General features: G+C 60.2%; 18 protein-coding genes. 11 read left to right on the top strand and 7 right to left on the bottom strand.

Annotated features, from left to right (window positions below; translation table 11 throughout):
• The first annotated feature begins 16 nt into the window (after window positions 1–16).
• From FH08_RS0121565 to FH08_RS0121550, 3 genes are all read left to right on the top strand, one after another.
• Window positions 17–706 carry a FadR/GntR family transcriptional regulator gene (locus FH08_RS0121565; protein WP_031360348.1) on the top strand — a complete coding sequence of 230 codons (690 nt, stop codon included), beginning with the start codon at window positions 17–19 and terminating at the stop codon, window positions 704–706.
• A gap of 318 nt (window positions 707–1,024) precedes the next feature.
• A complete protein-coding gene (locus FH08_RS0121555; RefSeq protein ID WP_031360346.1) occupies window positions 1,025–1,948 on the top strand; it encodes an AraC family transcriptional regulator in 924 nt (307 codons plus the stop codon).
• A 317-nt stretch (window positions 1,949–2,265) separates the two neighbouring features.
• Window positions 2,266–2,901, top strand: a complete 636-nt coding sequence (locus FH08_RS0121550) for a 2OG-Fe(II) oxygenase (protein ID WP_051888422.1) — start codon at window positions 2,266–2,268, stop codon at window positions 2,899–2,901.
• A 75-nt stretch (window positions 2,902–2,976) separates the two neighbouring features.
• Here FH08_RS0121550 and FH08_RS52590 read toward each other — a convergent pair whose 3' ends face one another.
• The 7 genes from FH08_RS52590 to FH08_RS0121500 form a co-directional block, all read right to left on the bottom strand.
• Entirely contained in the window at window positions 2,977–3,123 is a 147-nt protein-coding gene (locus FH08_RS52590) for a hypothetical protein (RefSeq protein ID WP_160172487.1), read from the bottom strand.
• A 47-nt stretch (window positions 3,124–3,170) separates the two neighbouring features.
• Window positions 3,171–3,851 (bottom strand): GntR family transcriptional regulator, encoded by a 681-nt coding sequence (locus tag FH08_RS0121540; RefSeq protein ID WP_031360344.1) that lies wholly within the window; start codon window positions 3,849–3,851, stop codon window positions 3,171–3,173.
• A gap of 767 nt (window positions 3,852–4,618) precedes the next feature.
• A complete protein-coding gene (locus FH08_RS0121525; protein WP_051888421.1) occupies window positions 4,619–5,926 on the bottom strand; it encodes a hypothetical protein in 1,308 nt (435 codons plus the stop codon).
• 350 nt (window positions 5,927–6,276) lie between these two features.
• On the bottom strand, window positions 6,277–7,131 hold the full coding sequence (locus FH08_RS0121515) for a ParB/RepB/Spo0J family partition protein (protein WP_235210441.1): 855 nt from the start codon (window positions 7,129–7,131) through the stop codon (window positions 6,277–6,279).
• A 110-nt stretch (window positions 7,132–7,241) separates the two neighbouring features.
• Window positions 7,242–8,438 (bottom strand): ParA family protein, encoded by a 1,197-nt coding sequence (locus FH08_RS0121510; RefSeq protein WP_031360339.1) that lies wholly within the window; start codon window positions 8,436–8,438, stop codon window positions 7,242–7,244.
• 246 nt (window positions 8,439–8,684) lie between these two features.
• The gene (locus tag FH08_RS48530; RefSeq protein WP_051888420.1) at window positions 8,685–10,619 is read right to left on the bottom strand and encodes a phage integrase family protein; all 1,935 of its coding nucleotides are present in this window, start codon (window positions 10,617–10,619) and stop codon (window positions 8,685–8,687) included.
• A gap of 373 nt (window positions 10,620–10,992) precedes the next feature.
• Window positions 10,993–11,847: an SDR family oxidoreductase gene (locus FH08_RS0121500; RefSeq protein WP_031360338.1), complete on the bottom strand. Its 855-nt coding sequence runs from the start codon at window positions 11,845–11,847 to the stop codon at window positions 10,993–10,995.
• Between the two features lie 88 nt (window positions 11,848–11,935).
• On the opposite strand from FH08_RS0121500, the gene FH08_RS0121495 reads away from it, so the two are divergent.
• The 8 genes from FH08_RS0121495 to FH08_RS0121460 all read left to right on the top strand — a co-directional run bounded on the left by FH08_RS0121495 (window position 11,936) and on the right by FH08_RS0121460 (window position 19,383).
• On the top strand, window positions 11,936–12,337 hold the full coding sequence (locus tag FH08_RS0121495; protein ID WP_031360337.1) for a winged helix-turn-helix transcriptional regulator: 402 nt from the start codon (window positions 11,936–11,938) through the stop codon (window positions 12,335–12,337).
• A gap of 394 nt (window positions 12,338–12,731) precedes the next feature.
• Window positions 12,732–14,084 carry an amidase gene (locus FH08_RS0121490; protein ID WP_031360336.1) on the top strand — a complete coding sequence of 451 codons (1,353 nt, stop codon included), beginning with the start codon at window positions 12,732–12,734 and terminating at the stop codon, window positions 14,082–14,084.
• A gap of 61 nt (window positions 14,085–14,145) precedes the next feature.
• Window positions 14,146–15,030 carry a polysaccharide deacetylase family protein gene (locus FH08_RS0121485; protein ID WP_031360335.1) on the top strand — a complete coding sequence of 295 codons (885 nt, stop codon included), beginning with the start codon at window positions 14,146–14,148 and terminating at the stop codon, window positions 15,028–15,030.
• A gap of 30 nt (window positions 15,031–15,060) precedes the next feature.
• Window positions 15,061–16,401 (top strand): MFS transporter, encoded by a 1,341-nt coding sequence (locus FH08_RS0121480; RefSeq protein ID WP_031360334.1) that lies wholly within the window; start codon window positions 15,061–15,063, stop codon window positions 16,399–16,401.
• Window positions 16,398–17,189, top strand: coding sequence for an SDR family NAD(P)-dependent oxidoreductase (locus tag FH08_RS0121475; RefSeq protein WP_051888419.1), 792 nt, complete (start codon window positions 16,398–16,400; stop codon window positions 17,187–17,189). Before FH08_RS0121480 ends, FH08_RS0121475 begins: the two co-directional genes overlap by 4 nt.
• Window positions 17,190–17,202: 13 nt before the next feature.
• Window positions 17,203–17,961 carry an SDR family NAD(P)-dependent oxidoreductase gene (locus FH08_RS0121470; protein WP_031360332.1) on the top strand — a complete coding sequence of 253 codons (759 nt, stop codon included), beginning with the start codon at window positions 17,203–17,205 and terminating at the stop codon, window positions 17,959–17,961.
• Window positions 17,962–17,995: 34 nt separating this feature from the next.
• A complete protein-coding gene (locus tag FH08_RS0121465) occupies window positions 17,996–18,295 on the top strand; it encodes a hypothetical protein (RefSeq protein ID WP_031360331.1) in 300 nt (99 codons plus the stop codon).
• Entirely contained in the window at window positions 18,292–19,383 is a 1,092-nt protein-coding gene (locus tag FH08_RS0121460; protein ID WP_031360330.1) for a CobW family GTP-binding protein, read from the top strand. The genes FH08_RS0121465 and FH08_RS0121460 overlap by 4 nt, the downstream gene beginning before the upstream one ends.
• Window positions 19,384–19,442 lie beyond the last annotated feature (59 nt).

The raw sequence follows: 19,442 nt of genomic DNA, 5'->3' as shown, positions 1-19,442 counted from the left end.
CACTCTTAACCGCCCTATGAAAAATGTTCCGCACACCGTGACCGATGCCGCCATCGCGACTATTCGTGAGCGCATCGAGACGAGCGTTTATCCGGTGGGGAGTCTGCTGCCGGCGCAGCGGCAGTTATCGGAGGAACTGGCGATCAGCCGCGCCTCGCTGCGTGAAGCGCTGTCCACGCTCGAAGCGCTCGGCATGCTGAATATCCGTCCCGGCAAGGGCGTGTATGTGAACAGTGCAGAAGCGGCCGGTGCGCACGCGTGGCGTTTTGCCGATCAAGCGTCGCTGCCCGATACTTACCAGATGCGCTTCGCGCTCGAAGGTTTCGTCGCGCGGCTGGCGGCCCCGGCTATTGGCGATGCAGACATCGTCTGGCTGGAGGAGAACCTCGACTCGCTGCAAGGCGCGCTGACCTGCGCCGAACTCGACGAAGCCGCGCAACTCGACTTCGCGTTCCACATGCGCATCGTGAGTCTCGCGGGCAATACGGCTATTGAATCGATCCTGCGCGGCAGCGCTGACATCATGAAAGAAAGCCAGCGGTTGCCGTTTTATCGGCGGGAACTGGTGCTGTCGACGTATCACGAACATCTGGCGATTGTCGAAGCATTGAAGGCGCGCGACAGCGAACACGCGGGGCGGGCAATTGAAGCGCATATCGTGAACGCGGCGCAGCGGGCCGGCGTACATTTTCCGATTCCGGGCTAGTCCGGCGCAACGTGCTTGCGCCGCGTAACGACGACATGAAACCGTCGCGCGGGTTATTCACCGTTTATGTTGAGAACCCTGTGGATAACGTGTCTGGCGACGATCTAAGCGCTTGATGCGGCTCGGATTTGAGGCGCTGCCTCGGTTTGGTCAGCGGCCCGTATGCCCTTGAAAAACCGCGCGGTCCTGAGCTCGACAACGGGAATCACCAGCCTCGCGGCGCCAGCACGAATGACCTGCATCGAGCACGCTGGGACACGCGTCGCGCGGGTATCGCCTTCTACAATGGTGTCCATGCAGCCGCCTATTGTCAGACCAATGTCCGATCGCCACGCCGAGTTGATTGCCCGTGCGCTGGCTCACGCTGAGAGTCATCTCGACGAACCGCTGACGGCCGAAACGCTCGCCGATTGCGCAGCTATGTCGCGCCATCACTTTCATCGGGTGTTCCGTGCTTATACCGGCTGCACGGTGGCGAACTACGTGACCTTGCTGCGGCTTCGACGCGCCTGTGCGCTGCTCGTGAGCGGCCACGAACCGGTATCGGATATTGCGTTGACGGTGGGCTACGAGTCCGCGCAGGCGCTCGCCAAAGCGATGCGACGCGATCTCGACACCACGCCGACGGCTGTGCGTCGAGGCGATGTCCTTGTGTGTAAGGACCTTTTTACACGTTGTCGTGAACCCGATTTTCCCTCTACTCTCAAAGGAGCCGATGCCATGCAAGTCTCTCGAATGACCCACTTGCCTGAGGGCATTGTCGCGCTGACCGCCACGGGGCGCGGCATGGTCGACAACAACATGATGCGTGCAGCACAACAGGCGTTTGGCGAGTTGATGCAGGTAGTGAATGGCGCTGGGCTTCGCGAGCAGGTGGAGAGTTACATGAGCATAGTGCCCGACGATCCCAAAGGTCCTGACGATCCGCACTGCCGTTTTATCGCCGGCCTGGTGTTCGGTTATTCGATGGCCACAGGCAGCGGGAAGTGCGAGCAACCCGATGGCCTGCCGCTTTCCGGGACGCTGACGTGGCAGCCGATCGCGAGCGGCCGTTATGCGGTTTTCACCCACGTCGGTCCTTATACGACGTTGCATCGCACGTGGAAGGCGGCGTATCGGGACTGGCTGCCGTCATCGGGCGAACAGCTTCGCGACGAACCGCCGCTGGAGGTCAACCTGAACCGGCCCGAAGTCACTCCTCCGGAAGCGCTTCGGACGGAAGTGTGGTTGCCTTTGGTGTAGGGAATTAAACGCTGCTCGCTGGATCGCCTGACTGCTTCGCACAATGTCGATGCCGTACTGCATGGCTCCTCAATCGAACCCGCGATCCAGCACCCGCATGCGCCGATAATGCCCGCGGGTTGAACGAGCCGAGGCGCGGGCAAACCGGGCCAGAGCACCGCGAGCCCCAGTCGCGGGAACAGTCAGGAGCCGGTGTTAAAATCTGCCTCTCAGATTGAAGCCCCACCCCGCTCATATCCGATTTCCGCTGGTCCGAAGTCCCACCTCGGACGGCCGCCCGAATTTCCACGCAGCACCTTCGTTCGAAGGAACCCGTAGTGATCCGATCGCAACCGCCGGCGCATTCCGATGCGTCCGGAGATGGCCTGCATCGTCATATTGTCGATGCCGTTCATGAGCATGGCTGGTCGGTGCAGGACATTTTCTTGCCACCGGAACTGACCCTCGCGCTGGCGCTGGAATGCGCTGCGCTCGCGGCGGCCGGGAAGCTGACACCGGCGCACGTCAGCCAGGGCACGGCGCGATCGCTGCAGCCCGGCGTGCGCGGCGACCGGATCCAGTGGCTGGAGGCGGGTCAGTCGGACGCGTGCGACCGTTATCTCGCGATCATGGAAAAACTTCGCGTTGCGTTGAATCGCGAGCTGTTCCTGGGTCTCGATGAATACGAAAGCCACTTTGCGTTCTACGCACCGGGCGCTTCATACATGCAGCACCGCGACCGTTTTCGACACGACGACAGCCGGACTGTTTCGGTGATCGTCTATCTGAATGCGGACTGGCTGCCCGAGCACGGCGGGGCTTTACGACTGCATCCGGATGGCTTGAACACGCACGACATCTCGCCGGTCGGCAGCCGGATCGCCGTGTTTTTATCCGCCGACATGCTGCACGAAGTATTGCCCGCGACGCGCGACCGCTTGTCGCTCACGGGATGGTTCAAACGCCGCGCCTAGTGCTTGATTTCGGTTCCAGGCGCGACGCGCATTGATCGTTCGTTCGAGAAGCGAAGGCTTTAAAGAACGCGTCCTTCAGACCGGGGCATCGTCTCCCAGGGTGCCTTGTTCGCGAATCCACTGCGCAAGAGCTTCATCCTCGAAGCGATATTCACCATGCGCGAGTTTGGTCACGATGTTGCCGGCCTGAAGCCGGCGCAACGAATGCGCGGGCGTATTCATTGGCGGCGCCTTGGGCAGGGTGTCCGGTCCCTTTTAACTTGCACAACTTATTTCTGCTCTTCCGCTGTTTCGTCGAGCATCCGCATGGCGGCTTTCTCCGCATTTGCCACATGCAGTCGTGCGGCCGCGCCGGCCCCTTCTGCATCCCGCGCCTTCAATGCTTTGTACAACTTGTCGATCTCACGAAGGCTAGCCGGAAGGCGGTCTGGATGCATCAACGAAGTCGCGCGCAGCAGGTTGACCCGCGAATACAGGCTCGTCAGTATCTCTTTCACCAGCGCATTGCCGCAGTTGTCGAGCAGTACATCGTAGAGCTCGGTCTTCGCCTTGAGCACGCCCGCTTGATCGTTGGCCAATGCTTGCGTGCGCAGTACCTTCGCCTTTTCACCGAACTGCGCGACGGCCTCGTCGTCCGCAATTCGAGCGAACTCTTCGGCCGCGAAACCTTCGAGCAAACCTCGGATCGCGTAAAGCTCGGTTGCCTCTTGCTTCGACATGATCGCAACGACCGGACCCTTATGCGGCACGCTACGTACCAGCTTTTCGGCTTCCAACCGGCGCAATGCCTCTCGAACCGACGTCCGGCTGACACCCAGCGTCTCACACAGTTCACGTTCTATAAGCCGCGCGCCCGGTGCGAAGCGACCGGACATGATGGCCTGCCGGAGCACATTCTCCACCTGATGACGCAGCGTTTCCGGCCGTACTAAACCGATTTCGGTTGTCATTATTGTATTCCCGTCTGACAAAGATCACCCCGGCATGATACTTGACGGGGCATGTCGAAAAGAATGGTCGCGGGGGTAGTTTTGCGGCGTTGCAGGCTCGTGTCTTTGTCGTTTCTCGGTCTTATTCGATTGAATGATTGTCGGGCAGATCCGTTCGCGCGATCGGGATGCCGAGTTGGTTATCGGACACCATGATCCTCGAGTCCTTTTCGAAGTCATTTTGTTCCACGCGATTTTGAGCTTGACGCAGGGTATGCCGGCTCGTTCGTGCTTTCGTGGCGGGATGTTCGTCGACCAACCGTACGGTACATTGCCTCGTCAGCAATCTGAGAGAGCCTGAAGGAGCCCCTTTTTAAAAACGGGTTGTGCGTCCGAGCTGCCTGTCGGACCCTGGGCAGCGCGGGTTGCGGATGCGGAATGAATCGACCGTTAGTTGCGATTGATTGAATTTTGTCGGACTGGCTGTGAGCCCCAGCGCCTCGGTAATTCGCGCGAAGGCTCATGCTGTTTGATCTGCTTTTTCGGGATGGTTGTATAGCGGAGCATCTTCCGACGTCAGGCGGCTTGATGTTCGCCCGCGAAACGACGCGACACGCGTAAGCGCGCCAACACGCAGCGGGAATACGCCAGATCGTGGGGTACTGAAATTCCGATAGCACGCAACGTCCTGGTGCACGCTGATAATCCCGATCGATCGATGCCCATCGTGCTGCGTGAGCGAAGGCCTCCCATTCTTGTCGCAAAGGAAAGCGGACCGAAGCGCGCCATCAACCATTTGCCTTCAACCCTTGCCCCGAACTCACGTCAACTCGCATGTCGAGAGGGTCCAAGGAGGCGCCTGCACACGTTGCTCGCAGCATCTTCTTCATTTCGCTGAGGCGATCGTTGATCGTTGATGTTCTCGTCCGCGGCATCGCGTCTGCGGCTGGCGCTGTAGCCTTCGACTGAACAGCGCGATTGTTGTCGCACTTCAATCGGAATGCAGCTACCTGGTCGGAGGTCGCTCGAACGACTTCCCTTGCATTCAGCGCGGCGACGAACGCTGCTGCCCACTGGCCGGTCGAGACGCGTGGCTGTGCTTCCCGGTAGTCGTGGACGGTGATCGAATCGGCTGTGCTGGCGACCGTGATGAGACGGGTGTTGGCAATATCGATAAATACCTGTCCAGCGCACTGGAGCACAGCGGTGTCGATATTCGCGGCTTGCGCGTTCTCTTCGGCCAGTCGTTTTGCGGCGAGTCGCTTGGCGCGGATCTGGTGTCCAAAGTCAACCGGAGACCGGAGCAGGGCGCGAAGGTAGCTAATCGGGCGCTTCGCATTTCGCAGATGTTCCCAGGTCGCTTCGACCACGTCGGAAAGCAGCTTCGCGTGCGCCTTCGCTTCTCGCATGAGTTTAAAAATCAAAAATTGACGAAAACCCAAACTCAGCAAGCGCTGGAGATCCGCTGGGAGCTCTCCTGGTTGTCTCTTTTGATTCTTAGGGAACAGATCCTTATATATAGCTCCGTCTGCCACCGTGACACACGGCGAGGTAAATGAATGGGCAGGTGCGCTGAGTGTCGCAGCGTCCGTCGAAGGCAATTCGCCGGGGTGAGCAGGAGGAAGTTTGCGAATGGAAGATTGGGTGTCCGAAGCCTGAGCCCCGTACCCAAGGACAAGGGCGGATTTTTCGGTAAGGTGCAGATAGGCGCGACCAAACAATCCTGCTGTCCCGAAGCGTTTCTGCGGCACGCGTTCAATCAGACCGGCTGTTTCGAGATCGTCCAGGCTTCGATAGAACGTGCGCATCGATTGCATGGCGCGTCCGGTCAGAAGCTCACGACGGGCGAATATGGCGGCGTACGGCCGATTGGCGTCGACAGTGCGTGCAAGTGCGGCCAACACGGCACGAGCTCGAGCAGGGAGTGCTGGAAAATTCGCAGCACGATGCGCGGCCCGGAATACAACCCAAGGGAGATTTGATTGACCGGCGAGAAATTCATCCAGCGCGGTTTGGTCGATATCGACGGAGTCGTCGGAGGGTGGAAGAGGGTACAGGTCCCCCTCGCCAGCAACGGAAAGTTGCGCGATAAGCATGTCACACGTCCATTTCTTCAAAATGGAAGAGAAACGCTTGACTGCCGATCGCTATCCGCTACACTTCGAGGTGTTGGGCCTTTATCCGATTCCCGTCGGAGAAATGCAGCGGTGGGCAAGCGACAGCGAAGCCCGATTATTCAAAAGCCTTCGGTTCCCGCCGAAGGCTTTTGTTTTTCCTGCATTGAAATCAGTTCATGATCGTTCTCGGTCGTTTGGCGGACTGCTGAGCTAAGTCCATGATTTTTAACGATTCCCTACTAGGGAAGTCTTGAGTCGAGATTCAAGACTTCAAGGTGCTGATGTGCTGCGCGCTAAGTCGTTGATTTAAAGCAGTTCCCTACTAGGGATCACTGCTTTTCGAGTTCCGACTCAATGAACGCGTGAATCCGTTCTGCCCATTGCTCTGCTTCGTCAGCGGCTTTGCCGGAGAACGAAACCCCGACCACCCCATTTCGCGCTGAAATCTGGCAAACCTTCTTTGCGCCGCGCTTGACGATCAGGGGCTCATGTTTCTCGCGGGGGGCTCGATCCGGCTTTGTTGCCGCAACCGCTTGCGCCTGGGTGTATGCGTCATCAGCCAAAAGCCGCTCGATCGCCGCTTTTACTTTGTCTACGCGACCCTCCGCCACCGCCTTAGCCATTTGTTCTGCTGCGTTACTCCCCAATCGTTCGGGTCGAGTTGCCAGCAGTTCCTTGCACTCGTCAGGCAGCAGATCGAACTTCATGATCCGCCCGACGTGCGAGTCGCTAATGCCTGCGGCCTTCGCTAGATCTTCTTTCGTAATTCCCGTTGAGTCCTGAAGCGATTTGAAGCCCCAGAATTTCTCAAAGTCCGAAAGAGTGGGCGACAAGAGATTCGAGAAGAAGGCGGCGTACTCAACCATCGACGCATCGATGTCCAGCACAATGCCGTCAATCTCGGTGCGACCCAGTTCGCGATACACCGAAGCCCGGTTATGACCGGCCACGATGTCGTACTCGCCGTCGTGGCGTTCGCGCACCGTAATCGGCTGGGCGAGCGGGTATGCCGTCAGGTTCGCTTTAAGCTCTGCGTACTCTGCAGCCGTAAGACGTCGGCGTCGGCCCGGGATCTCGTGAAGCTTATCCAGCGGGAGTTTGCCGGGAGCGCGCTGTTCCAGCGCCCGTTTCAGTTTGTCAATTTCAGCCTGCTGGCTGTGAACGCGGCCCTGAAGACCGATCAACTGCCCAGGCGCGGTGCGAGGCATGACCGGTTCGGAAGGCGTATCCATGCCATCGTCGTCCAGTCGAATACCTGCCGCCTTTGCCTTTTGTTTCGCTGCTGTAGACATGCTTACTCCTTGTCCCAGAGGTAACAGACCTTGCTGTCGATCAGATCTACAACCTGGTCATACGGCACTCGGATTCGTCGAAGCGTTGCGGCATTGCCGTCATAGTTCGGGAAGTCGTACACCGTCGAAAAATCGTTGGTGGTCGTCCGGGCAAGATCCGTTTCCGGGATTTCGACCGGCAAGACACGCTCGCCATAGGTCGTAATGACCCAGTCGCGAACGATGGACGCATTCGCCTTGTTCGGCATACGCGTTACCAGGATGTCGATGAAATCGAACACCTTAGCTTCATCGGCTGACTCGCCGAATTGCTTCATCCCGGAGACCATGTCGGAGAAAAGCGACCAGAACTGGACCATCGATGCGAACGAGAGGGTGTCCGGCATGACCGGCACGATGACCCCATCTGCCGCGAAAAGCGCATTGATGGTCAGGTAACTCAACGTGGGCGCGGTATCGATGATGATGTAGTCGTACTCGTGCTTGAGTTCCTTGAGACCGTCGTTCAGCACGTTCCAGAACTTTGCGCTCGGCGATGCGTGAACGCGCGCCGGGAGCATGAATTCGGCGTTGAACAGGTCCGTGGATGACGGGATCAGGTCAAGGTTTTCCCAATACGTCTGCATCGGCAAATGCTTCATGTCGAAGGTTTCGCCGCTGACGTAAGCCTCGATCAGAGGCAAGATAGTCTGGTCGCCGTTGATTTCCGCGTGCGGGTTGATCCCGTACAGCGTGGTCGCGCTGCCCTGTGGGTCCATATCTATATGGAGGACGCGTCGGCCATGACGCAACGACAAACCTTGCGCCAATACCATGGACGTCGTGGTCTTGGTCACGCCGCCCTTGAAGTTGCCAATTGCGATGATTTTCCCGTCCTTTCCCGCCGGACGTTGTCGTGGCTTGCGTTCCGCCTTGACCCATTCGATGGTTTCGGCGAGCGTAAACTGCCGCGCGGCCCCAGCCTTCTCCTGGGTGCCTTGAGGCAGTTCCCCTTTCTTGATCAGATAGGAGAAGCGGGCTTTGTCGATGCCGCACAGTTCCTGCAGTTTGCCGCTCGGGAACACCGGGGCAACCTTCCGTGGGAACGGCTGGAGCATTTGAGTGCGAATTCGCTCGAGCATTTTCGCGGAGCGAGCCGCCAAATTGACGAGGTCGTCCGGCGTCACTTCGATGGGTGGCGTCGAAAGGTTAATATCCATGTTCTTCCCGGTGGCTCTGGTTCTACCAAAAACGTGGATTCTCCCTTAAAAGGTAGAACCGACGGTAACCGAAGACTAAGAGGTATACGGAGTAAACGCAAGTAAACTTTGCCGAACCGGGGTAGCCGCAAAGCCACGTGGTTGTTGGGCTTCGAGGAGAAAGGTGAGAAAAGACTTGAGGGAAATCGGGGGCTTTGCGACGCTTTAGGTCTGTAGATTCAAGCGTCGGCGAGGAATTTCTTGCTGTTAGCGCGACGACACAACGCCGGTTCTACCGTCTGCGAGCGAACCGTGGCGTCGGGCTTTTACATAAAGACGCGTGGTGGAAAGGTTGGCATGGCCGAGGCGGACCTGAACCTCGCGGCAATCCATGCCGCTTTCGAGTGCGTGATGCGAGTGGGTGTGACGGACCCAGTGCGTACTCGCATTGAAATAGCGACGGGAATCAAGCAGATTTTGCGGCGTTGAGAGAAGAGCGGCCCAGGAGAACAACCGCCGGAATACTTGCCCCATCCCGTCCGGGGTCAGTGAATTGCCGGTGCGAAAATGCGCCAGGAGCGGGGTGTCGGCCGGACAAGCGGCGGGGTCCCCGGGCAAACCGCGGGCTCGCAAGTTCTCAAAAACCAATTGCATGATGGCCTGTGGGACCGGAATGGTCCGCGCCGCAGGGCCTTTTCCGGGGATTGCCAGTTGCCAGGCGATGGTCGATGCGCCGTCGGGCTCGTCTTCTGCCGCAGGCCGGATCAGTCGGCCGGTTGTCGCATCCGCCAGTTCCGCACGCCGCAGCCCGGTCGAGTAGGCAAGATTCAGCGCCAGATAGTCGCGCAATTCCCGTTGAGAATACCGGTCGCGAGAAGCCGCCTGGACTACGCTTTGCCACTGCCCGTGATCAAGCGAGCGCCCCGAAACGTCAATCCGCGCGCCGATCGCCACCGCCGGGGCAGCCGAAAACGGGTTGTGCGCCCAATAGTTCTGCGCGACCAGCCACTGGCCCATTGCGTGAAGAATTGCCCGCGCGGTTTCCCGGCTGCGATTGGAGAGGGCGCCAATAAACGGTCGCCAATCCAGGTGAGTTCGCTCGATTTTCGCGCGTCCAACCCAGCGGGCAGCTGGCTGCGGATCGGCCAAAAACGTCCCGATATACCCCGCGCAGTCGGCGCCGTCCAACGACGATAACGCCTTTTTCTTTTCGTTGATCGCCCACAGAAGCAGGCGTTCGGCCTCCCGGCGATAAGCGCGGGCGGTGTGCGGACTGAGTTGCGGAGTGGCAAGCCACGCATCGATCGCCTGCAAATCCGTGCCCAGCGAACAGGGCAAACTGCGGTTTCGAGCCCGATTGGTACCCGCCGATCCGTCCATCTCCGCGGGTACAGCGAGTGATTCGATCGGCACGATGCCGTTCTGGCGCGGCCGCAGCAGCGCCGGATCGCCGCTGGATAAGCGCCGACGCGGGGTGAGCGCACGTTTGGACAGCGTATGACGGAGCGAATCCGCGTGAAGAGCGAGCCAGTCGACTATCCGGCGAGCCGCCTTTGGCCCGACGCGCGCCACGCTTGCATACCAGCGGTGACCGCGCTGCTCGATGTATCCAAGGAGATCGGCGAGCGTATGTATACCAGTGTGTTGAAGGCGGCCGGCAATCGCGGGCTCGAGCCAGCTCGCGACCGGGTGGTCTGCCTGCGGCGCCTGGACCAGACTGGCTTCCATGCGGGCGAGGGCGTCGATTTGACGCCGGCGCAGGCGGGCATTTCGGGTTGAACGCCGATCGACCCCAAGACTGTTTTCCTGGGGAAATTCCGCCTGATAAAGCTCCAGCAGTTCGGCTTCACTATGGAAACCGTTGGGGTCGACCGATTCACGAAAGGCCTCCAGCGTTGGCATCTCGCTGACTGCCAGCCGCTGTGCGTCAGGAATGCTGCCGGGTCTGAGGCGCAGAAGATGCGTGGCTTCGACATCGCGGGTACGGCGTGCAGCGCCCGACAGGGTGTCGCGCAACAGGCCGATCAGACGGCGGGTCGCCCGGATGTCGGTGGTGGCGTCGCCGTAAGTCGCATGCAGTTGCTCGACCGAAACCCCATCCAGATATCCGCGATAGAGCGCGAAATGCTCTCGAGTAAGCCGCTTGATTGAGGAGCGGTTCTCGGGATTGCGAACGGATGACGTAGGTAAAGCAGCCGGCATGAGTTATTTATGCTTTCGTTTCAATAGCTTGGAGGGAGGCTACCAGCGTACAGGCGGTTTGACAACAAAAAACACTACATCTGATAAGTATACGAACATATGCAAGCGTTGACCGCGCGCTGTCGCGGTCAACGCGTTGGAAAACCTCGGTTCGAGGTGAGCTCGGGGTAGTGAAACCTGAAGGGCCGACGTGCGTACGCTAGATGAATGGACGGAGCCTGCCGGCGTCAATGCCGGGGACAGTTGCCTGAGTTCGGCGGCCGAAGAACAATAAGGACAATGCAACGCCATCGTTACATTGAACGACTTGCGCGTGTCGATCCCGTCGACTGCACGACACGCACTATCGCTACAAGCTATAAGAAACTTGCGATCACGCCGCGAGCGCTTCCGCCACCACGGTAGTCAGGGGCGTAGTCGGACGGTCAAGGAGTTGACTCAACTGATGACCCTCGTCGAAGAGTGCGCCTTTCGATGCAGCGGTATCCGAGTCGGACAGCAGCGCAGCCACGACTTCCGGCAACCCGACGCTGATCAGCGCGGCCTTGTGGTCTGCCTCGGAAAGATTCCGGTATTCGACCTTCTTGCCCGACTGCCGTGTTACTTCGGCAGCCAGTTCCGCGAGGGTGTAGGCGGAATCGCCGGCCAGTTCATAAACGCGTCCCGCCTGGGCGTCGCGAGTCATTACCAGCGCTGCCGCTTCCGCATAGTCCGCGCGTGCCGCCGATGCAATCCTGCCGTCGCCCGCGCTGCCGAGGATCGCGCCGTGTTCGAGCGCAGCCGGGATGCCGTGGGCGTAGTTCTCGGTGTACCAACCGTTACGTAGCAAAACGAACGGTACGCCGGACGCGCGCAGCGCCTCTTCCGTCTCGCGATGTTCCTCGGCCAGTCCGAGCGGCGATGTATCGGCGCGCAGTACGCTGGTGTAGCCGATCAACTGCACCCCGCTGCGCTTAGCGGCATCGATTGCGGCGCGATGCTGGATTGCGCGCCGGCCGAGTTCATTCGATGAAATCAGCAACAATTTGTCGGCGCCCTTGAAGGCGGCGTCGAGCGTGGCCGGTTCGTTATAGTCGGCACGCCGAACTTGCACGCCCAGCGCGGCGAGATCGGCCGCCTTCTCCGGATTGCGTACAGCGGCAACAATGTCGCTTGCCGGTTGGGTCTTCAACAACGCTTTGATAACAAGCCGGCCAAGTTGGCCGGTGGCTCCGGTAACGACGATCATGATCAAACTCCTGGGATGAATGCGACAGAAACCGTACCGTATCGGATAAACTAACTTTTCGTAAGTACGTACGCCGAGGTAAGTATCGATGGACTCCAATGTTGATTTGCATGGCGACGGTGTGCCGTTGTCGGATCTGGTGCGTCGTGGTGAATTGCTGTCGGCGGACTGCCCGTCGCGGGAAGTGCTCAAGCATGTCACCAGCCGGTGGGGCGTTCTCGTCTTGATGGTGCTGCTCGAGCAGACCTGCCGTTTCAGCGATCTGCGCCGGAAGGTGGATGGCGTGAGCGAAAAGATGCTCGCGCAGACGCTGCAGTGGTTGGCCGCCGATGGTTTTGTGATCCGCACTGCGTATGACGAAGTGCCGCCGCATGTGGACTATCGGCTGACGCCGCTGGGGGAGGAAGTCGCGCGGCAGGTCACGTCATTGGCGGACTGGATTGAAGTGAATCTGTCGCGCATCCTGAGTGCGCGGACGGTGGAGGCGTAGAAGGCAGACACTGATCGGTGCGCTTCGAAGGGGAATGGAATTCGGCTGCGCCGGCACCGAGGCATACCGAACAACCTCATCTTGCTGTTCACGATTGCTATCAATGCACCGTCTTGTCATCGACCGATATTGACCTTTCGGCATAGCCCTCAGGCTGGCTAGCCCGTCGCACGATCAATTGCCGCTTCCCCCGCGGTTTCTCCTTATCCCCATCTCAAAGTGACCATCGCGTCTTCGCGCGCACGGAACGATCGGTGACGCCGCGCGTCTCCTCTCCCCTTCAAACAAATACAAACAGGGTAAACCCCCTCTATTCGATCCGTTTTTGGTCTCGTCTAATAAAAATGAATGTTGTTGACGACATCCATTTATAACTCTGACGATCTAAGGCGCGATGTCCATTTCCCCGATCACGGCCGTTGAGTTGTCTCGCGCTTATGCGGCTGGGGATGCTGATCCCGTCGAGGTGGCAGAAGCTGCCCTGCTGAAAGCGCTTGCAGCTCCCACTGTATTTCTCACCGTCACGGCGGAGCGTGCGCGGCTCGAAGCGGCTGCATCCGCGCGACGCTGGCGCGAAGGCCGACCGCTGAGCGCGCTCGATGGCGTGCCGATCGCGTGGAAAGATCTCTTCGATATAGCAGGCACGCTCACCACGGCTGGGTCCGCCGTATTCGCGGAGCATCCGAACGCTAACAAGGACGCGTCGCTGGTCGCAGCGGGCACGCGCGCCGGCATGGTGTGTATCGGCAAGACGGGTTTGAGCGAATTTGCGTTCTCGGGACTTGGGCTCAACCCGCACTTCGGCACGGCGACAAATCTTTTACTCGACGGTGGCCGACGCGCACCCGGCGGTTCCTCATCCGGCGCGGCAGTCGCGGTGGCTGCGGGCATTGTGCCTATTGCAATCGGGACTGACACCGGTGGCTCGATCCGCGTGCCGAGCGCATTCAATGGCCTCACCGGCTATCGGGCTAGCGCTGGCCGGTACTCGCGCGACGGCATGGTCGCGTTGTCGGCGACGCTCGACACGTGCGGCCCGCTTGCCACGAACGTGACGGACTGCATTGCGTTCGATGCTGCCGTGCGCGCAACCCAGCCGCCATCGTCCACCGATACCACCACGTTGGCCGGCACGCGTTTTATCGTCGATCCGGATCTGTTCGAGCGTTATTCGGTGACGCCGGCTGTCGCTGAAAATTTCGAACGTCTCGTCGCACGTCTGGAACAAGCGGGCGCGGTGATCGAGCGAAAGCCGCTCGCCGTGCTGGCCGCCGTGCGCGATTTGATTCGCGATCATGGCTGGCTCGGTGGACTCGAAGCGTTTGCGATGCATCGCGCGTTACTCGATTCGCCGGACGCCAAGCGAATTGATCAGCGCGTGCGCGTCCGCCTCGAAGCGAATCGCACGGTTCCGTCCGGCCGCCTCGAGCAACTCCTCGCGCGACGTAAGGACTTAATCGTGGTGTTCGCCAAAGAAGCCGCAGGCGCAACGCTCGTCATGCCCACGACCCCACACGTCGCGCCGTTGCTCGCGCCGCTCGAAACCGATCCCGACTTGTTCTCGCGCGTGAACCTGCAGACGCTCGCGATGACCATGTTGGGCAGTTTCCTCGATACCCCCGCGGTCGCGATGCCGTCCGGTGTCGACGCGGACGGCCTGCCAACCAGCGCGCAACTCATGCGCGCCCAGGATGACGACGACGCGCTGTTGCGCATCGCCGCGGCGCTCGAAGCACCCGCGCGTTGACACACACGCACGTGGTTTTCATCGACTATTCGCTGCACTTTTAAACGAAGGAGAAACAAAGATGGCCAAGGAAATTCTGGTGGCATTCGGTATTGACGTGGACGCGGTCGCGGGCTGGCTCGGCTCGTATAGCGGTGAAGATTCGCCCGACGACATCTCGCGCGGCCTATTCGCCGGCGAAGTCGGATCAATGCGTCTGCTGAAACTTTTCGAGCGTGAAAAAATCAAGACAACATGGTTTATCCCCGGCCATTCGATCGAAACTTTCCCCGAGCAGATGAAGGCGGTTGCAGACGCGGGTCACGAGATCGGCATTCATGGCTACAGCCATGAAAACCCGATTGCGATGACCCCGGAGCAGGAAGAAGCAGTGCTCGACCGCAGCATCGAACTGGTTACGCAATTGTCGGGGCAGCGCCCGACCGGTTATGTGGCGCCGTGGTGGGAGTTCAGCCCGGTATCGAATGAATTGCTGGTGAAGAAGGGCATCAAGTACGACCACAGCCTGATGCACAACGACTTCCACCCGTACTACGTGCGCGTGGGCGACACCTGGACCAAGATCGATTACAGCAAACATCCGAGCGCCTGGATGAAACCGCTCGTGCGCGGCCACGAAACCGATCTGGTCGAGATTCCCGCCAACTGGTATCTCGACGACCTGCCGCCCATGATGTTCATCAAGAAGTCGCCGAACAGCCATGGCTTCGTCAATCCGCGTGACATTGAACAGATGTGGCGCGATCAGTTCGACTGGGTGTACCGCGAGCATGACGACTACGCGGTGTTCCCGATCACGATCCACCCGGATGTCTCCGGTCGTCCGCAAGTGCTGTTGATGCTCGAGCGGCTGATCCAGTATTTCCGCTCGCATGAAGGCGTGCGGTTCTGCACCTGCAATGAAATTGCCGATGACTTCCTCGCCCGCCATCCGCGCGGGAAATAAACCCCTGTCCGCCACCCCTCTGGGAGAGCAATGATGAAAGAAAATCCGCTCGCTGCGTCCGGCTTCGTGCTGGAAAAGATCCTGCCCGTCGATGTAAAACGCGCAACCATTGTGGCGTTCTTTGCCTGGGTGTTCGCCGTCTACGATTTTATTTTATTCGGCACCCTGTTGCCGGAGATTGGTAAGCACTACGGATGGGATGCGGCCATGCAAGCCGAGATCGCGACGTTCGTCGCGATCGGGACAGCGGTGATTGCGTTCGCGATAGGACCGGTGCTCGATCGCGCCGGACGCAAGGCGGGTCTCCTTTGGACAGTGGCGGGAGCGGCGCTGTGTTCAGGGCTGACGGTCGTGGGTGGGGCGCTCGGGCAGTGGCCGCTCGTGCTTATCCGCTCGCTGTCGGGACTGGGCTACGCCGAGGAAACTGTCAACGCAACCTATCTCAACGAACTGTATTCGGCCGCCAACGACCCGCGTCTGAATCGCAACAAGGGATTTATCTATAGCCTGGTGCAGGGCGGCTGGCCGATCGGCGCGCTGATCGCGTCCGGCTTGACGGCGCTGTTGCTCCCGCGCATTGGCTGGCAGGGATGTTTTATCTTCGCGACGTTTCCGGCCATCGTGATCTTCTTCATGACACGGCGCTTGAAGGAAAGCCCGCAATTCCTGTTGCACAAGCGTATCAAGACCCTGCGCGAAGCAGGCAACGACAGCGCCGCGCGAACGCTGGCCGGCGAACATCGGGTGGACTATGAGCAGCACAGCCGCGCAGGGCTGCGCGAAGCGTTTCGCGGCACGTCACTGCGTGCAACGCTCGTGCTCGGCGGCGGCATTCTGCTGAACTGGTCGGCGATCCAGGTGTTCAGCGTGCTTGGCACCACGGTGCTGACGCGCGTGCATAACGTGTCGTTCGAGAACTCGCTGCTGATTCTCGTGCTGTCCAATGTGGTCGGGTATTGCGGATACCTGAGCCACGGCTGGATTGGCGACAAGATCGGCCGGCGCAACACGCTGGCAATCGGCTGGATGCTCGGCGGTCTCGCGTTTGCCGGCATGCTGATGGGCCCGAGCAGCACAGGCATTGTCGTGGCGCTTTATAGCCTTGGCCTGTTCTTCCTGATCGGACCGTATTCGGCCGCGCTGTTTTTCATCGGCGAAAGCTATCCGACCTCCATTCGCGGCACGGGCAGTTCGATCGTCCACGCAATGGGTCCTGTCGGCGCGATTCTCGCCGGCGTCGGCGTGACCGCCATGCTCAACCACGGCGGCGACTGGATGCACGCTGCGATCTGGTTCGGTGCGGTGCCATGTTTTCTGTCCGGCGCGCTGATCTTTTTTGCCAAACACGTCAATCCCGAGGAAATCAAATGACCTTGAATCCCGGCGTATCGAAGGGAAAACCGCAACGCGTCGCCATTGTTACCGGCGCGGCCAGCGGGATCGGACAGGCGCTCGCGGTGGCGTATGCGCAGATCGGTGTGGCTGTCGTCGGCGGATATTTCCCCGGCGATCCGCACGACCCCGCCCAGACCGAACGCGCGGTGCGCGAAGCGGGTGGCGAGTGTGTAATGCATGCTGTCAATGTGACTTCGGCCGACGAGGTCGAAGCCTTCGCGCAAGCGGCCGTGGACCGGTTCGGCCGGCTCGACTACGCGGTCGCCAACGCCGGTTTGCTGCGCCAGGCCTCGCTCACCGAGATGCGCGACGAGCAATGGTTCGAGATGCTCGACGTGGACCTGTCCGGCGTGATGCGGACCTTTCGCGCGGCCGCTCGGCACATTGAGGATCACGGCGCGATGGTGGCCATTTCATCAATAGCCGGTGGTGTCTACGGCTGGGAGCACCACGCGCATTATTCGGCAGCAAAGGCGGGCGTTCCCGGTTTGTGCCGCGCCGTCGCAATGGAACTCGCGCCACGCGGCGTGCGTTGCAACGCGGTCATTCCGGGGTTGATTGAAACACCGCAATCGCTCGATGCCGTTAATTCGCTCGGCCCCGATGGCCTGCGCGAAGCGGCGCGTGCGATCCCGCTGCGACGGGTAGGCCGGCCGCAGGAGATCGCCACGCTGATCCGCTTCCTCACGAGCGACGACGCGTCTTATATCACCGGCCAGTCGATCATCGCCGACGGTGGCCTGACCGTGCGCTGGCCGGGCTAAGGAGAGTTTTCGAATGACCATTTTGTTTTCACTCGATGGCCGCCGCGCGATTGTCACCGGCGCGGCAAGCGGCATTGGCGCGGCGATCGCGAATCTTTATGCTGCGTCCGGCGCGCGTTTGCTGCTTGCCGATCGCGACGCTGCGCGCCTCGCGGTCCAGGCCGATGCGTGCCGCGCATCCGGTGCAACTGTCGAAACGGTGCAGGCGGATGTCGGCGATGAAGCCGATGCGAACCGTATTGTCGATCGCTGTATCGAAGCGTTCGGCGGTATCGATATTCTCGTGAACAACGCCGGCATGCTGACGCAGGCGCGTTGCACGGATCTCACCACGGCGATGTGGGACGACATGATGCGCGTTGATTTACGCAGCGTATTCTTGTGCACACGCCGCGCGCTGCCTTCGATGATCGCGCAACGCTGGGGCCGCGTGATCAATGTTGCCTCGCAACTTGGCATTAAAGGGGGCGCGGAGTTGTCCCACTACTCGGCGGCGAAGGCCGGCGTGATTGGCTTCACGAAGTCGCTCGCGCTGGAGGTGGCGCCCGACAATGTGCTGGTCAACGCAATTGCGCCGGGACCGATTGAGACACCGCTCGTCGATGGAATCAGCACCGCGTGGAAGCAGGCCAAGTCGGCTGAGTTGCCATTGCGGCGTTTTGGACGCGCGGACGAAGTCGCGCCTGCGGCCTTGCTGCTTGCATCGGATCCGGGCGGGAATCTGTTCGTCGGCCAGACGCTCGGGCCGAATTCCGGCGACGTAATGCCGTGAGATTTCTCTAACTGATTTAACAGGAGAGGCAAACATGTGCGGCATGTGCGGATTGCTTGGTGGTGGCAATCATTGGTCGAACACCACGGCGCCGGTGGCGGGCGCGAATCCGCGTCGACAGCGTCTCATTCAGGCGGCGTTCGCCAATCGTGTGCTCGTACCGTTCCGGCTGAAACTCGATGATTTCCACGGACAGTCGTTCGTGTTGTCATCGCCCACGGGCGCAAGCGAACTCGTGAGCGATTTCGCTCAAGTGTGGCGAGCAGCCGAACGCATGCTCGGGCATCCGCTTGATCCGCTGACGTTGTTCATCGATGAACCGGCAACACCATGAGCCTCAGTTACGACATCCTGCCGCTGACGCTTGTGACCGGTTTTCTAGGCAGCGGAAAATCGACCTTGCTCGCCGATGTCCTGCGAGGCGACGCCGCGCTTGACACCGCCGTTCTCGTCAACGAATTCGGCGATGTCGGTCTCGATCATCTGTTGATTGGCGAGGTGAATGCGCGCACCGTGCTGCTCGATAACGGCTGCGTGTGCTGCTCGATCCGGGGCGAGCTGAAGGACGCGCTCGCGGCACTTTTTTCGCAGCGAGCCCGCGGTGAAGTGCCGCCGTTCACGCGCGTCGTGCTGGAAACCACCGGACTCGCGACGCCCGCGCCGATCGTCGCTACGCTCCTCGCCGATCCGGTGATCCGCAGCCACTACGCGCTGAACGCGACGATCACCGTAGTCGATGCAGTGAACGCCGCCGAGCAGCGAGCAAGGCATCCGGAATGGCTCGCGCAGGTGACGGCCGCGGACCGGTTGCTCATCTCCAAGCCCGATCTCGTCGATGAAACGCGCCTGACGGAATTGGCGGCCTCGCTCGCGGCACTCAATCCCGCCGCCGAGATCTTGATTCGCGGCGATGTATCCAGCGCAAAGGGTATCGATCGACACGCCGGTCGCGCTTTGCTCGACATGCTGTTCGCATCGGCGAGTTCGATCGATCTGATCGGGCGACTCGGGCGAGCTCAACGTCTGGCAAACGAAGACATGACGATGAACGGTCTGCTTGCGCATCGCGGTGAGCGTTATTCAACCGGCGCCGCATCCATCCAGTCTTTCTGCATGCGGATCGACGCACCCATCGACTGGCAGGTCTTCACGATCTGGTTCACGATGCTTCTAAACCGTCACGGTGATAAGATTTTGCGCGTAAAGGGTCTGTTGTCCATCGCGGGGTCCGACCAGCCGGCCTTGCTACACGCCGTGCAGCATCTGGTTCATCCGGTGCTGCATCTGGACGCCTGGCCCTCGGCGTCGCTGAATCCGGGGCGCCGCTCGCAGCTCGTGTTCATCACCGAAGGACTCAGCCGCGACGCGATAGAAACGTCGTACGCACGGTTCCAACATCATCTTGAAGAAGCTGTGCATTGAAGCCCAAGTCGACGCCCTCCAAACCCACCTCGGCCGCCGTGCATCCGGCGAAGATCGAA

Origin of the sequence: Caballeronia sordidicola (assembly GCF_000729995.1) — a bacterium.
GTDB lineage: Bacteria > Pseudomonadota > Gammaproteobacteria > Burkholderiales > Burkholderiaceae > Caballeronia > Caballeronia sordidicola_A.
The sequence above is the reverse complement of the archived record's forward strand: the minus strand, read 5'-3'. Positions and strand labels throughout refer to the sequence as shown.